This window comes from Burkholderia sp. AU30280 (genome assembly GCF_020420125.1).
Taxonomy (GTDB): Bacteria; Pseudomonadota; Gammaproteobacteria; order Burkholderiales; family Burkholderiaceae; genus Burkholderia.
This window is the reverse complement of record NZ_JAIZRY010000027.1, coordinates 1-15925: the sequence shown is the minus strand read 5'-3', so window position 1 is coordinate 15925 and position 15925 is coordinate 1. Positions and strand designations below refer to the sequence as shown.

At 57.6% G+C, this 15925-nt stretch carries 4 protein-coding genes and 2 pseudogenes; all 6 read right to left on the bottom strand.

Annotation, left to right across the window (positions count from 1 at the left end):
- Positions 1–402 (bottom strand): hypothetical protein, encoded by a 402-nt coding sequence (locus LGN17_RS35640; protein ID WP_226201464.1) that lies wholly within the window; start codon positions 400–402, stop codon positions 1–3.
- The gene (gene tssI, locus LGN17_RS35635) at positions 399–6386 is read right to left on the bottom strand and encodes a type VI secretion system tip protein TssI/VgrG (RefSeq protein ID WP_226201463.1); all 5988 of its coding nucleotides are present in this window, start codon (positions 6384–6386) and stop codon (positions 399–401) included. Before tssI ends, LGN17_RS35640 begins: the two co-directional genes overlap by 4 nt.
- Before the next feature lie 474 nt (positions 6387–6860).
- A pseudogene (locus LGN17_RS35630) lies at positions 6861–7628 on the bottom strand (PIN domain-containing protein); the annotation flags it as partial.
- Between the two features lie 1531 nt (positions 7629–9159).
- Positions 9160–13695 (bottom strand): AAA domain-containing protein, encoded by a 4536-nt coding sequence (locus tag LGN17_RS35625; protein ID WP_226201461.1) that lies wholly within the window; start codon positions 13693–13695, stop codon positions 9160–9162.
- Positions 13696–14340: 645 nt separating this feature from the next.
- Positions 14341–15624 carry a helicase-related protein gene (locus LGN17_RS35620; RefSeq protein ID WP_226201460.1) on the bottom strand — a complete coding sequence of 428 codons (1284 nt, stop codon included), beginning with the start codon at positions 15622–15624 and terminating at the stop codon, positions 14341–14343.
- Positions 15625–15807: 183 nt separating this feature from the next.
- A pseudogene (locus LGN17_RS35615) lies at positions 15808–15925 on the bottom strand (IS5/IS1182 family transposase); the annotation flags it as partial.

Genomic DNA, 15925 nt, shown 5'->3' with positions numbered 1-15925 from the left:
CTATCCGAATAATTTACGGAGTCCTTCAAAAATCACGGACCTCTCAATGTACCCAAATGCAGAAATCGCGCACACGACGCCAATTGCTGAGTACAGCAACACCAATTTGTTGATCGACAGCATATCCGCCCATGATGCCTTTGTAAGCACTGCAAGAATAAGTGTAGCCGCGATTCCGCCAACGATGGCAACTACTGGAAAAACTGCACCAGACGGAATCATCGCCTTCAACCAAGCCATCGGGTAAGACAAAATAATTGCCGATAAAAATGCGATCACGAACGCAACGACGGCGAACAAAAGCGAGACAACTCCAAAATCCCGAATAGAAAGAACCCCAATCAATACCCCGCCCACAATTGCGGCAGTCAAGCTCGCACCAAGCAACTCAGAGAATCTCACTTTTTACCTCCCTGACACCCCATATACTTAAATATGTTTGCGTCAACTTTGACCCACAAAAAATCCGCGCCCATTTCATTAATTTTCCCGAAATATCCGGTTCCCTCTCCGTATGTATGGATGCTGATCGAATTGCCGTCATCCGATACCCAGCGCCTGACAATCCCTGGTGAAAGCAAGTGGCGATTCGGCTCGGTAACGTTAATCACCGTCGCGCCACCGTCCTTGACAACATGATGCACGTACCCTACCGGTACCGCAAAGCTTTCTTGGCCATTCTTGATAGGTTCCCCTGACGCCCCGGGAGCGGGATATCGAAGCAATCCTTCAACGGCACTCTTGTAGTTACATTTCGAGTTCGTCTTTTGACAAGAATTAACCACATTGTATGAATGGAATCTCGGATTCGATTCATCAAACGACGGAACTCCATCTGCGTCAACGCCGGTAACTCCATCCTTACCTGGCGTATACAACCCAAGCGGATCATATTCAGACGCCGGATTCGATTCGGCATATGCAAATTTGTTTAGACCACCAACAATCCCGATCGGGTCTTGATTAATGTACCGCCCTACTTGAGGATCGTAATACCGATATCGGTTGTAGTACAAGCCGGATTCCAGATCGCGATACTGCCCTGGGAATCGAATCGGATTATCAATTTCCTCTGCAATATGCATCCGCGCTTGACCATAGCCTTTGAGATCGACGGCCCACACCACCTTACGCTCGTCGTCGACCAGTTCTTGCGGCGTGCCCAAATGATCGCTTAGATAGTGATAGCGCTTACCACCCTCAAGCTTTGCCAGTGGCCCCCGGTGGTCTGGATGCGGGATATATGTAATCACCGAATCGTCTCGGGGCGACGCACCTGCCAACACTTCCTGCAGCATCCAATCGCCGTCCCAAGTGAACAACGTCGTTCGAGGTGCTTCGTTTGCAGGCGTGTGGATTTTCGCAATTCGTCGGCCAATTGCGTCGTATCTGTATTCGGTTCGAGTACCGTCAGCATGCTCAACTCCTGAGAGTTGATGCGCACCGTCGTACCAGTATCGCGTCGAGCGTGGCGCGACCGTGATTTCCTGCCCGCCGGGAGAGTCCTGTCTCGACAATAGCCTACCAATCAGGCCGGATGCGGGTTGAGGAGGGGACGCTTCTCGCCCAGCTTGTACCGTCTGCCCGATCCGGTTGCCATGTCCGTCGTAAGTAAACTCGAATAGCGTGCGCGTCTCACCGTTCACGTCGACAAAACGCGACAGCCGATCGCCGATCACGTTCGGCCCGATCAAAGCCGCGGACTCCAACACCGCGCCATTTGCACTTTGCGCCAATAGGTTCCCTGCCTGATCGTACTGGAACGCTTCGTTTGTCACCTCAGCACTTGCTTCTCCTCCTGTTCGGGCGATACCAATCAAGCGGGCGAGCGGATCATAGTGGTACCGCTTGTCTCCACGCCAAGCGTCCGCCAATCGGATCAATTGCCCGCTCGGGTCGTACTCCCATGAGCGCCACGGTCGCGGTTCTGCGCGTGGCTCGCCGCGCTCGTCGAGGTCCTGCAATCGTTGCGATGCCAACTGACCGGCATCGGTGTATTGGAAAAGTTGCGCGATCGGTCCCTGTGTACTCTGAATCGTTCGATGCAATTCATCTCGCTCAAAGCTCGCTAGCACCCCACCATCCAACAGCAATCCGTGGATATGTCCGCGGCCGTAGCGTTGCCAAGTCAGCACGCTCCCGTCCGGCAACATGGTCTGACTGCGGTTGCCAATCGCGTCAAGTTGATGCTGGAGTCTCCAGACGCGCCCGTGGTGTGCTTGCAGCTCAGCGACTCGTCGCCCTGCGGCATCGTATTCGTAAGTGATTTGTGACTCGACGCCGATTGCCGGTCGATGGTGCAATTGCTTGAGCAAACCTCGTTCGTCATAGATGAACGCCGTGCTTGTGCCATCGCCAAGGCGCCGCTCGATTGGACGGCCGAGATTGTCGTACAGCAGCACTGTGCGCACTTGCCCGTCTTGACCGTAATCGATTTGCTTGATCTGTTCGCCTGCAGCGTTATATGCAACCTGCTGTCGACGGCCGTCGAATCCAGTCTGCTCCACGATACGTCCCTGAGCGTCGTAACGGAACGTACAGTGCTCGCCTTTCGCGTTCGTCAAACGAACAAGCCGTCCGAGCTCATCGTATTGGAACAAGGTCCGACCACCCATTGGATCCGAGACGCCAACAGATTGGCCATACTCATCCCAGGTCACACGCGTCGTTCGTCCCAGTGGATCGACATGTGCAATTGCTCGTCCCGCTTGATCGTACTCGGTCTTCCATACGCCGAGCCCTGCGGGTTCGACGGCAGCCGGCTTTCCCGAGACATTGCCGTGGAATTTGCTCGTTTGACCCAACGCGTTCGTCTGGCTGGTTAGGCGACCAAACTCATCGTACGAATACTGCGTCGTGAATCCCGAACAGTCTGTACGGGCAATCAATTGGCCGGCCTCGTTCCACTGAGTATGAGTCACGTTTCCAAGAGCATCCGTGTGCGTGACCGGGAGGGCATTCTCGAATACGGTGCTTGCAGAATTCCCCAGCGGATCGATTTCCTTCACAAGATGTCCGTCGGCGTCGTACTCGCGCTGCCAGATCTGGCCGGAGGGATCCGTGATGCGCACTGGCAGATTCAGATCGTTGTACTCGATTCGCGTCAAGTGACCCGCGGCATCCCGAATTGCGACTGGACTACCCTGCGCGTCGCATACCGCTTGCGTTGTTCGGCCCAGCGCGTCCGTCCGCCCGACGATGTTGCCGGTTTCGTCGAATTCGGTCGTCTCGGTGCTGCCGTTTGGATACGTGATCTGGTCGACCGCCCACAGCCCGTTGTACCGATACGTCGTTGCGTTCCCAAGCATGTCGGTGACACGCGTCATCCGAACCGACGCCTGGTAATGGAAGCGCGTGTCGCGCGTGACTATAGGCTTGCCGTCTTCGTTTCGGGTATATGCGTAGGTACGTACGCAGCGCGATTGCGGTGTATCGCCGTCCCATTCGGACACGAAGACTGCCCCCGCCGGCATCTCGTAACGGGTCAGCAGGTGATGCTGATATGCGTACTGCCAAGTTCGATTACCCTGATCGATCGCCTGGACCAGGTCACCATCTTCGTCGTAGCGATAGGCAGCGAGTTTCCGTTTCGAATCGCCATGCCCATCTACCCAATGGACTTCAGTGATGCGGCCGGCTTCATCGTGTTGGCACCTCACCGTATGGACGTTATTTCGCACCTCGCGCAGGCTACCCATCGGCGTATAACCGAACGTCAGAGCTTGGCCATCCCGAGTTTCATACCGGGCAAGTTGCCAACGCATCGCGTCAGCCGGATGCTGTTCATATGTTTCGATGATTCCGCTTGGGAAGCGAATCGCGTAACGCTGCCCGCTTTCGTTATCGTCAAGGCGCGCGAGCGTAAATTTCTCGACTGGATGGAAATGTTCCTGGCCCAGTTCAAGTACCGGGAACTGCAGTTGACGGCCGTCGATGTCGAAATAGACAAGCCTTGAAGTCCCAGCAGTCGCCTGCCGTTGAACTTCGGTCGAATACTGGAGCTTCCAAGCAACACCGAAACTGCCCGTCCGCTGGTCTGCACTACGGTAACGCCGATTCCAGCGGATTGGCACCCGGCCGGGTAGCGTGAAATCATCGTGAGTGAGCAGTTTCTGGCCGGTCGCTACATCGACAGGGTGCGCCGACTGGGTCTTTTTGGCACACTCCGCGCAATCAGCCTCGGTCACGGGCGCAAGACCCTTGGCGCTGCCGCCGCTTTGCGTTACCGGCCCTTCGAGATAAATACCCTTGCCCTTGAGATGGATGCCTGCTGCATCAATCGTAACCGTCCCCCCGGGGCCGATCAGTTGCGCAGTCGATGAACCCGACAGACTCGCCTGGCCCTGATCTGTAATCCTGATCTGGTTGCTATCGGCGCTTGTGACGTGATCCGGAAGTTGCGGACTGAAATCCGGCGAGACATCGAGCGGCGCCTCCTGATCCTTCTTGACTGCGTCCCCGACCGCCTTGCCGCGCACCGTTACCGTATAGGTGTGACCCACGTGCGCGGTCCAGTCCTCTACGACGCGATCCGTGCGGCTCATCCCGACCGTGCTCGCCATCTGCAGCACGACATTGCGCAAGAACAGACCGCCGACGTTGACGTTGTAGGCAAGTCCAACGTTGAGCATCTTGCCGAGACCAACGCTTTGTACCGATGCCAGCCCAACCGTCTCAACCTTGACGCCTCCGGTCGAGAGCGTCCAGTTCCGGCCGATCTGCGCCTTCTCGTCCTGTCCAACGGATTTTTGTCGATCGACACCAACCGAATGCGACTCGTCGTTTTCGACCTCGATGCGCTGATCCTTCTCCGCATGCAGCCAGACTTCTTCCTGTCCCTTCCTATCTTCGAAGCGAAGCGCATTGGCTGTATTGACGTCACCGCGCGTGCTCGAGCGCGTCAATATTCCGCTCTGCGTTGCGTTTGCTGGCAAACTCCACGGCGGCGTATTCCGGGCGTTGTAGACGGACGAGATAATCAGAGGGCGATCGGGATTTCCATCACCGAAAGCGATGACGACTTCGTCACCGATGCGGGGCAACTGAATCATCCCGAACCCTGCGCTCGCCCACGGCTGTGAGACGCGCACCCAACATGAACTACCCTGATCGCTTTTGCCCAATCGGTCCCATGGGAACTGCACTTTTACGCGACCGAGTTCGTCGGTGTAGATTTCCTGACCTTGAGGGCCAACCACGGTAGCGGTCTGGACACCGACAATAGCCGGCCGAGGAATCGTCAGAAGCGGACGATAAGGGATCTTCTTGCGAATGCAGCGGAACTCGTTGGCGTACGTCGCGACGCCGGGCTGCGCCTGATAGTTGTTCGTACCGTGATGTCGGACCCAGGTCACCAGAAACTGGCGATCCTCGGGCTGCGCGCGTTCATGGTCGTAGTGGGCCTCGATCTGTACGTAGCGATCGGGCTCGATCCGCCGGCAATGAGTGGCGCCGACGAAAAACTTGCTATGTGCAGCGAGTGCTTCAGTGCGGAACCTCGCCAACTGTTCGCCGCGGTCACTGTCAGGGAAGCCGTGGGCGCCCAGATAATCATAGACCTCGTAGTTGTCGACTTCGCCCTGGTTAATGCCAGTGTCGCGCTCGACCAAGCGTCTCGCAGCCGGTGCCTTGTAGTCACCGGTTTTGAGCGTCGTGCTGCCGGACGTCAATTGCCGGCGCGCAACGAACGACGTGACCACTTGTTCATCGTCCAGTATTTCGTCGGTCGAGTACCGCAGCATCGGACTACGCCCAGAGATCGGCTGGGCGTTCGTTGACGTATCGGTAATGATCAGCGTGTGGGCATCTTTCTTGTGTTCGAAATAGAAGAACAGCCCTTCTTCCTGTATGAGACGCAAAGCGAACGCCAGATCCGTTTCCTTGTACTGCGTACAGTAGCTGCGGTTCGCGGTCGGTTTCTGTAGTCGTATCTCTACATCGCCGAACTTTCGATAGCGTTGAAATACTGCAATCAGAATTTCTTCGACCGTTTGCTCTTGGAAGATTCTGATGTCCTGCCGCCGATCCATGAACGCGATCCATGGCCGAGCAGTCGCTTCGTAGATCGCGAGGCCACCGTCCATGCCCGTGTGCTCAAAATCCGTCACGTAGCCGTGGAAATAACGTTCCTCGGAGCTCGCGATCGCGTCGGTCAATTGCAGGGTTACTGTGACCGGTTTTCCGATCAGCTTCTTGAGCTCGATGTTCGGATCCTGCGAAGCCAGCTTGAGCTGAATTTCGAACAACTGGCCCAGCCCTTCCTCGCATCGAAATTCAGTCAATACGAGATCGGACCGTCCAGACAGAGGTGTCTTGATCGTGAAGAGTCGGTTATTTTGAAGCGCAAAGAATTGCTTCGCGATCTCGGCAAAGGAGAGCGGCGGCATACGTTATCGTCCTGTCTTGTTGGTCTAGCCGGACTTGGAGGCGGCCCGCCCCCTTACAAACGAAATGCCCCCTACAAGTGGCGAGCATTCATACCATCATAAGATGATACCGAATGCTGACTGTCAGGAAATGCAAACTTTTCGAGATAAACGGTGCCACATCGTTTTCTCGGTTGTCAGAGGATGGAACTTGTTTATTGGTACGCGCCAGCTTACGCACGCAAGAGGACGTACTTTCAGCTCACCGCGTCTGTTGTGTGAAAGAAACTCGCGGCTGCCGCACAGAGCACGGAAACAGGTCAAAGTAGCCACTTACTCAGTCGCCGCCGATGTCAAATTCGGCCCAATCATGGATGATTTTGCAATAATGGGCCGAATTGGCGTGAAAATCGACCCAGTGGCTTCTGACGACTCCATGGCTTGAGGTAGCAGAGGTATAGCGACGGAACGACATATTGCTACCATCGGCCCAGCTCACTCTGATTCAGCGTCCGGTTCGCCCATCCAGTCTGGTTCGATGTCGCTGAGCTCAATGTGGTGTGTTTGCTGAAGAATCTCGACCGCCTCTATCACCATGCGATCGGGAATCTGCCCGCCAAGCGTTACGATTGCCTCAATGTCGATGCGTTCGTCCGTAATAATCCGGCCGCTTCCCATCGGCATGTACTCCCGATCGATGCCGTCCCATTTTCGAAATCTAAAGTAACTGCTAACCTCCGCGACTGCAGTGGCCGCGACTTGCACAAATACCTTTCCGTCACCATAGTCGACGGCCTCGAACGCTTTCGCGGCCCATTCTGGGCCGGGTAGCTCGAGATCGGTGAAGTGCGCTTCAACGCCCTCAGACTCGAACTCGAATTGCGAGTCCGCATCGACGTCGAATTCAAACTTGTCATTCTGGCCCTGAAGCGCCGACAACAACGCACGCTGCAGTCCGACCGGATCACCTTCACTCAATAGTTCCGCTAGCCGGCGCGCCGCATAGTTGGCAGTCTGATCTTGAAACCCGCTCAGGGCGTCCGCGAGATCGCGGATTACAACGAGACGTGGACTCTTCGAGCAGTAACGGACCCAGTCAGGATCGTTTGAGACGACCAGCACCTTGCACGCTTGCTTTTCAGCCCAGCTCTCCAAGGTCAGCAGTGCGACCGCATCCGGAAACTCATGCTTCTTTGGGCCGCTCGACGCGAAAGGCGCCTGCGCGCCGAAGTAACGAAGCATCACCTGGTCCAGAGTCACATGGTCGCTCGCGTGGAGACCTGCTGTAAGTCGCTATGATCTAATGCGTCCGCGAGAAGCACCGGCGATGCGCCGTCCTGAACCAAACGTGTCGCAAACGTGTAGCGGAGCCTACGAGGCGTCAGATTCAAACGAGACGGTCACCGACAAACTGGAGTGTGAGGCCGAGCGCTTCGGTTCGGTGGCGAATACTCGCTCGTCGAAGCCCACGCGCACGTAGCTTCGTTATGGAATATTCCACGATCTCAGCTACTGGCAGACCCAATGGATCTCCGTGCACCAAGAGCGGGAAGCGTTCGCCATTCTCAAGGCGAACTTCGCGAACTGCATATCTGGCCACGCTAGGCTCCATTCGACGAACAGAGCCCATTTTTTACTGTCCAGGCATGTTCCGCCTAGACCGAAAAATGTGTAAACAAAAAAAGACCCGAAAATCCAAGCTAAATCACTGATTTAGCTCGAAAATTCGGGTCTATCCTTACACTAGGCGACAACGTTCCGGCTAGAACGGTTCTGGGCACTTTTAAATGTAAATAGTTCTTGAAATGCTTTTCGCGTAAGGCTTTCATCGCAAAGTTGCAATCGAAAATGTATCTAATTTCGGGCAAGCAGCAGGTTTTTAGTTACGTTTTGGTCAGCCCGGCGTAGCCGGGCTCTCGCTTTTGGTTCTTCGCTTTTCGGTCAGGCAATATCTCTCAACCGCTTTTCAGGGGGGCGGGGGGAGCACGGCGCGAGTTATCCACAGCCCCTTATGCGCGGCAACGCCCGTCAGAATCTACGCTCGAAACCCACGCATGGTCATAGGCTGATAGAGCTTCCAAGGTTCCGAGTGAGGTGTCTACGAACCAATAAGCGTGACGCAAGCTCTCACCGGGTTAGTCCGGCTATGTACTCGCAGACAATCGATGCATTGTTGGCAGCTGCACCCATTGCTGCGGTTGCTCTCGAGAATGTTTCACTCATTCCCCGCTCCTTCTTTTTCGACAACTCGCGCCTTCGATGACTCGTTACTGCCGCTTCACCGACCTGCCCCAGTGGTCGAATCGGTCAGTCATCGAAGACTGTGCGGTGGAGTAACTTTGGTCGCGAGAGAAATTGTCGAAGCTATACCCAACGGACTGGTTTCCCGCAGGAAGAACATCGCGATGCACTCCGGCCGACCAAACCTTTGCACGCACTGCACATATAGATAGGCTTGCCATCAAACGTCTTGTGTTCGGTTGGCGTCGGCCGGGACAAATCGAGCGAGGCGACTTGCATCGCCATGTTCTCAGGGGCGCAGTGATTACAGGTTTTCGCCGACACCGACCAGCAATTTGTTTTGCATACAAGTTCGCCGCAAAGTGAACAGCGGTGCCGAGGCGAGTGGGGGATGCAGCCGCATCTCTCACAACGCTCTTTCATCGGTTCCTCCGTCTGATTTGTTGTGGCTATTGCTGGCCCTGCTCGCTCCGAATTGGAGCTTCAGCAGAGACTTCGCCGCTTTCCGTGCGACGTTATCTCAGACATCAACAGGTCGGATTCTGGCCAAGGACTATGCAGGTAGCGGTTCTTCGTCGACCAAGTCATCGCGCTCACCATTCCATTCCCGATACTCGACTAGCGCCGGCACTCGCTCAATAGCTCCCAAGGGCTCAATGCCAAGCGCATACATGCGGGCCAGCAGGTCGTTGAGCACTTCCTCCCTGCGCATCGACCAGGTCGAAGCAAAGCAGCGCCAGAAGACCCAACCGGCGCGCTCAAGCACCCGCTGCCGATTCATATCCGCTTGCCATCGGTCAGGGCCATGAAACTCATCGCCATCTAGTTCGATGGCAAGTCGCGCGTCGTTCGCGCCCTCAACCACCATGTCGATGCGAAAGGCTCCCGCCTTCACCTGTGGAATGACACGGTAGCCCCGGTTCACCAGCTCCGTGTACACCTGCCGCTCAAAGCCCGACTCGCATAGGTCGATGAGGTTTTTTTCCTCCTCGCCATTGCCCTGCTGGTCGATTGGCATCGAGAAATGCTGTAACAGGCCTGCGCGCAGGTCTTTCCCTGATGCAGACAGTTCCGAGAGCTTCACTGAGCGCACGAGATACATGCGGTCCTGCGCGCGACTCGCAGCGACGTTGAACCGCTGCTCTGACGACTGGTCCGAAAGCGCTCGCGTGCCGGACGAGTCGATGACAAGCGACAGGAAGATGATGTGGCGCTCAGCACCCTGGAATGTCCGGGCATCGCCGCAGGCGAACTTACGCCGGTGCAGTTCAGCCGCGTCACAGCGCTCGCGCACGAGCGCGTCGATGAACTTGCCTTGCTCTGGCCCGAGCAGCGTGACCACGCCCAGCGTGCGATGCTCGAACTGCGGGTTGGCGAGGATGGCCTGAATTTCGGCCACAATCGCCTCGGCCTCCGCGCGGTTGATGTCCCTCTTGTCGCGCACGCCGTGCGGCACGTAGATGTCGACCAGCGGTGGGTCAATCCTCTGTGACATTTTGGGAACGCGCAGTGGCTGGATGAAGTCCTTGTAGAAGTGCTTGTTGCTGTACGCGATGATAGGCGGGACGCATCGGAAGTGCTCGCGCAGCATAACCTTCTGCGCGGCGAACACAGTCGACGCGATATCGTAGAGCGACTTCTCCGGCGTAAGTACGGGCGCATGGGGCTGGTCAACAAGGAAACGGTCCTTCAGCTCCTGGATACGCACGGCCGAGATGAAGCCGCCATCCGGCGACACCTGCCGGTCGTCGCCAACCACCAGAATCTTCTTGCCGCGCAGGACTGCCGGCAACGCCCACAGGTCAGACTGCGACGCCTCGTCGACAATGACGAGGTCGAAGGCGCCAAGGTTGGCCGGGAGCGTTTCCGACACCTTGGCGTGGCTCATCACCCAGCACGGCACGGCGTCTTGTGCGTCATGCATCGCCTTCTGCGCGTCGCGGCGGTGCCGGACTGCATTGGGGCCGGTGCCGGCGCCGATACGGCGAATTGCAGTACGGTAGGTCTCGAGCGCCGATAGCACCTTCGGCGTCGCGTTCATCTTGGTCGATAGCCATGCCGACTTCGACACCATGCTCGAGTAAAGGCGGGAGAGCCCCGACTCGACATCCCGGCGCTGGGCCGCGAGTTCAAGCAGTTCCTGTCGCGCTTCGATGCTTTCCAGGTAGTTGCGCACACGCGCCCAGTTCCACGCTTCGCGCCAGCTTGCGGGCCACGTAACGTCTTCACCAGCGACGGGCACCGGGACGCTGCGCAGTCGCGCGGCGAGGCGCACAGCGCCAGCAGTCTCAATCTTTTTACTGAGCGTGCGGACCGCTTCGAGTTCGTTGAAAAGTCCTTCGATGCGCCGCAGTTCCGCAACCAGCTCGGCGTAGTCGGCCGCCGCTTTCTCTGCCGGCAACACTGGCTCACCCAGACGGTTCTCCGCAAAATCGCGCAGCTGCTCCGCCACCGGCCCGCGGGTGCCCGCGAGCTTCTCGCGCAGGATGCTCAGGTTCGTCATCGCCTGCGCCAGCTCAACACGGCTCAGGTGCTGGCGCAGATAGTCCCGAACGCGCGAAAGCTGCTCCGAACCACCTCGAAGGTCATCCACTGGCGGCACTGCAAACACCTTGTCGGCGACCGCAGCTAGATGGGTGTCGTGGTTCGTCGCGAAAGCATGTGCCTTGCGCGCGGCGATGGTGACCCGCTCAATATGACGCAACTGCGTGACGCTCGGCGTGAGTCTCGGGACGACCAGGACATCGGCGAACTCGTTCCAGCGCGCACAGAAAGATGCAACTTTCTCGTGCAGGTTCACGTACGAGAGCACATGCTGCCAGTCAGCTTCGTTCTTCGGCCCGATTTCGGCAATACGAATTGCTGCCACCATTTCCTTAGCATCGCCCGCGCCCATCGCGAACATGCCGAAGGGCTTGCCAGTCTTTGCCGCGCGCTCAAGCGCCTCTTTTACCTTCGGTGAGCCAAGCGCGGCCTCGTCGATTTTGACCGGACGCTGCATGAACGCCGAGCGCGCCTCCATCAGCTGGTCGGATTCCCCAAAAAGCGCTTCCAGGGCCATGCGTTCAGTCGCGTGGTCGGCGCGGCGGCATTTGCGCCTTAGGTCAAACGGCCATGTCTCTTCGGTTTCTTCAATCTCGATGGCGAGCGTGACGGCCGCGTCGACCTTGGCGAGCATGTCGCGCGCATGCTCGTAAACATCGTCAGTTGTGGCCCTCAACGGAATGAGCGTGCCCTTCGCCTCTGCCTCCTTGAGGCTCGCGATATTCACCATGACCGTATGCAGCCGGCGGACATCATCCACGGTCAGGAGCGCGGCACTCGCCGGCAGATACGACGAAACATATCCAATGTCGGTGCCGAGGTTGCGCCGCGCCTCGCGCAATGCACTGACCTCCTCGGCAACCAGCGGCGGAGCATTCTCAGGAGCAAGCGAGAGCGAATCGTCGAACCAGGAGAACGTCTTCTCGCCTTCGATAACGAAGTCCGCCATCTTCTGGGCACGCATCACGACGCCATCCACCTCCACATCGGATAGTTGCGTCATCGCGATTTCGTCGATTCGGCGGTCGATGCGCTGCATGGTGGTATGCGCCCGGTCGATGGCGGAGAGGTCTGCCTGAATCTGGGAAGCGACCACATCCGGGTTCATCTGGCTAACATGGTGAATGATGGCCTCAATACTCGCCTGAAACTGCTGCATGCCCTGCCGGTCACCCGAAAGCAATGCCACGGTCAGCGGTCGCACTTCCTCGGGAATCTTCTCCTGCAGCAGTTCGAGGGCTTTCTCGCCCTTCGACGTCACCAGAATCTTCTTTCCGTTCGCCAAGTAGTGGCAGATGATATTGGCGATGGTGTGTGTCTTCCCGGTCCCGGGGGGGCCCTGCACCGCCACGCCGTCGGAGCGCTCGAGTTGCTCGACGATGGTGACCTGCTCGTGGTTGTAAGGCAGCGGAAAATAAAGTTCTCGCGTCTTGCCCGAACCACTGGATGGCGTCCCCGCGAGGCCGCGGAATGAGACGGCCTCATAGCTGACCTTCTCATCGGCGGGCGGTGTGACCAGCGCGAGCGGGCCTTCCGGAATCTCGGCTCCGTCTTTCAGGCGCGCCTTGAGCCGCTCGATGTCCTCGTGCAGGAAGTTGTTCGACCGGGGCCTCGAGTGGAGCACCCACAGGTCTGTAATGAGCAGCGACGGACCAGCAGGAGGTAGCCCCACCTGTCCTTCAATGTATTTGCCGTTGCGGTCGATATTCCCTGCAATGCTTCTCAGGACATGCTCGTAGGTACCCGGGTCGAACGGATTGGGCGGGCGCTCCGCCGACCGCTCGAGTTCCTCCTTGACCACTCGCTCGACTGCTGCAGCACTTTGCAGCTGACAAGCGGAAAACGCATCGAACTCGATGCGCGGGCCGACCGCGCGCGGCCGGACCTCAATCGCGAGGGTCCGGTCGTCGATGGCCAGTTCGAGCGATTGCGTGAGCACCGGATACTGGTAGTCGAAGTCGACCTTCTTCGTGCGTTCCTCAAAGCTCATCTTCCAGGACGCGACACCAATGCCGCACACGAACTCCTGCGGCTTGGCCGTGTCTTCAAGCTCCAGCTGCTGCTTGAGCGAGAACAGCTCACCGTAAAGTCGGATAGCCTGCCACCGCGGCTTTTCTGCCTCGGCCCATGTCTGCCAGAGTCTGGTGTAACGCTCCAGCTCCGCCTGAACAGCCTCTTTCTCGCTGTCTGCAAGCCGCTGCGACGCCAGCTCAGGCTCACCTTCCGTCAAGACAACAATACGCCGCTCCAGCGCCGCTTCATTGATACGCGGAAGTTTTCCAGTCGGGTCGGAGTCGACGACAAACAGTTCCTTCTGTTCGGGCGGAACCGCGGGCGGATTCTGGGCCTCAAGTCGCGCAACGCGGAGCCAGATATGGTCACCTTCGACCTTGATGTCGAGGTCTACGCCTGGCAGCCCTCGCAGGTCGCCACTCGTGCGCAGGAACCCATCGGTGCCTGAAAGCCTGAATCCCCGAGGGTCGATATCTTTAGATTGCTCGATGACGTAGTCAAGCAGCTTGGTAAGCAAGCCAGAAGCGCTCATTTATCCCTCGGATTCGGTGCGTGTCACGCGCGGCTGCACAATGAGCCCGAGCTTTCGACAGTGGTCGAGGATAAGCGTCTCGAGCAGGTTCGTCTGACTGCGGTTTTCGTATTCAGCCGCATCTTGGAGCAGGCGTTTTAGGTCCGGCCGAACGCGCACATTGATGGTTTCAGTTTTACCAGCGGGCATATCTTCCCCGGCAATTTTGTAACGCAGAGTACGTTACACAACTGCCTGATTAACGGCAACGACGATTGCCGTCTGAAGTGCAGGTCGCACGTGCCCAATTGGCGGGAGAATCGGGGCGGATTCCGTGGGCGGTCAACGATGGTGAAACTGAGTCCCAGAGCGGACGGCTCTGAAAAGAACGAAATGTGAGTTTTCGGCGCGGCTGGACGTCTCAACGCATCGAAAGAGGCGAAGTTGGTATGAGCAGGACCGGACGCGAGTTTGATGCCTGGCTTTGGCGCCGGGCCGCGGTGCCTGCCCAGATGCATTCGACGCTCGAAGTTTGCCTTTGCCCGAGGCGCAACTAAGCCGGCCCTTCTTCCGCTATCGATGGAGCCGTGTGTTGTCATCACATCGACAGCGGACTGCTCCAGTGATTGGCAAGAATTGCCGGTGGTAACTCACCGGCGTACGTTTTCAGGTGGGTTCGGCCTGGCGCCTAACCGCCAGCTGTGACGCGCTCTCGCTACCGATGCATGCGGAAAGGGCTTCGTCAGCCATTTCCGTGACTTGCGTAGCATCGCGCGCACCGTGCGCTAGCAAGGCAAGGCGCTGCCCACGATTCAGCGAGATGGGAAGCTCCAGGAGTGCCAACCCATCTTCCGGCAAGCCGAATTCGAGGCGTATCAACAGCTTGTCGATAGCCTCCGCCATGTCAGCTCGTTCGGGGAACAGCGCGGTGAAAATGCGCCGCGCGGACCGCAGGTGAAAGCGCGTCGCGTCCGCGATAGCGATGATATCGCCATATTTGATGGTGCCTGAGTATGGGTTGGGGGAGTACCTCTGTTCAATCACGTCAACAGCGACGCCCTCGAGCCAGTCGTACATGATTGCAGCCCGTTTGCAACGCTGCCGAAGTCTCACTTCATCCGCACCGAACCTGCTGAGCAGTCGAATCACCGACTGCCCATATCTTTGGGATGCATCGGTGATGCGTGCCGACTCCGAAACACCTTTCACCAATAGCGGTGTGTATACGGCGTCCATTTCCTGCAGCACCTGGATGAGGCAAATGATGTACGAGGGCGCGGCCGCCGTCCAATCGACTTCTTTCACAAGCTCGACAAGACGCAGTCCGGATTCGAACGTTAGGCTCGAAGCTCCAACTGCCCGGCCGAGCAACGTGAGGTGGACGACGTCACCTTCAAGTTCGGCCAGGTTGTTTTGAAGCATTCTCCCTATAAGCTGATTGACGCGAGCCGCAACCTGCGTCGCCCACGCAGGGTTGGCTCGAGATGCAGCGTATCCCCCAAAAGTGCTCACGAGAAGTCCGGGGATTTCGGCTGCTGTGACTCCATTCACTTGACTGAGCAAGCGCAGAACCCATGTGGGAAGGTCGCCATCGTTGAACGACGAAACCACGTCTTCGGGGGAACCCTGAACATAGCGTCGAAATAGCTCCGCGCGCTCAACCGGCGTGTCGGCGAGGATTATTGACTTCCCAGTCTCATTGAAACCGAGTCGACCTGCGCGGCCGGCCATGTTCTTGTATTCGGCGACGGTAAACGGTCGACCGTCTTCACCGACAAACTTCTTCTCGGCCAGAATGACCGTCGACGCGGGCGTGTTGACACCAGCTGCAAGCGTTGTAGTAGATGCAAGCACGTGGATGCCACCGGTCGCGCTACGGAAGCCTTTCTCAACGACTTCACGCTCTTCACGCTGCAGGTTTGCATTGTGAAACGCGGTACCACCTTGCATGCAAACTCGAAGGTCCTGCGATGCTGAGGTGAGTCCGTACTGTGGCAAGTCCCCGAGCACCGACGCAGGAGGGAGGCCTAGCTCGTGAGCCAGATAGCGTGCACAGCCCTGAGCCTTGCCGCGAGCGTGCCGGAAAACAATCAGCTTCTCTCCGTTTCCGACCAGTCGCTTGGCTAAGAAACGCTAACAGAATGATTTTTGAAGGTGTCGCCAGCAAATGACGCAGGCGGCGATTTTCATGAACGCCTCGTGTATGGCGGCGAGGCGCTCGAACCGAATGCGCAGGCGTCTGAAGTTGTGC

What these genes read in the sequence shown, in the direction of transcription:
- tssI (WP_226201463.1), bottom strand. Translation starts at nt 6,386, where the DNA reads ATGCCGCCGCTCTCCTTTGCCGAGATCGCGAAGCAATTCTTTGCGCTT.
- LGN17_RS35625 (WP_226201461.1), bottom strand. Translation starts at nt 13,695, where the DNA reads ATGAGCGCTTCTGGCTTGCTTACCAAGCTGCTTGACTACGTCATCGAG.
- LGN17_RS35620 (WP_226201460.1), bottom strand. Translation starts at nt 15,624, where the DNA reads ATGCAAGGTGGTACCGCGTTTCACAATGCAAACCTGCAGCGTGAAGAG.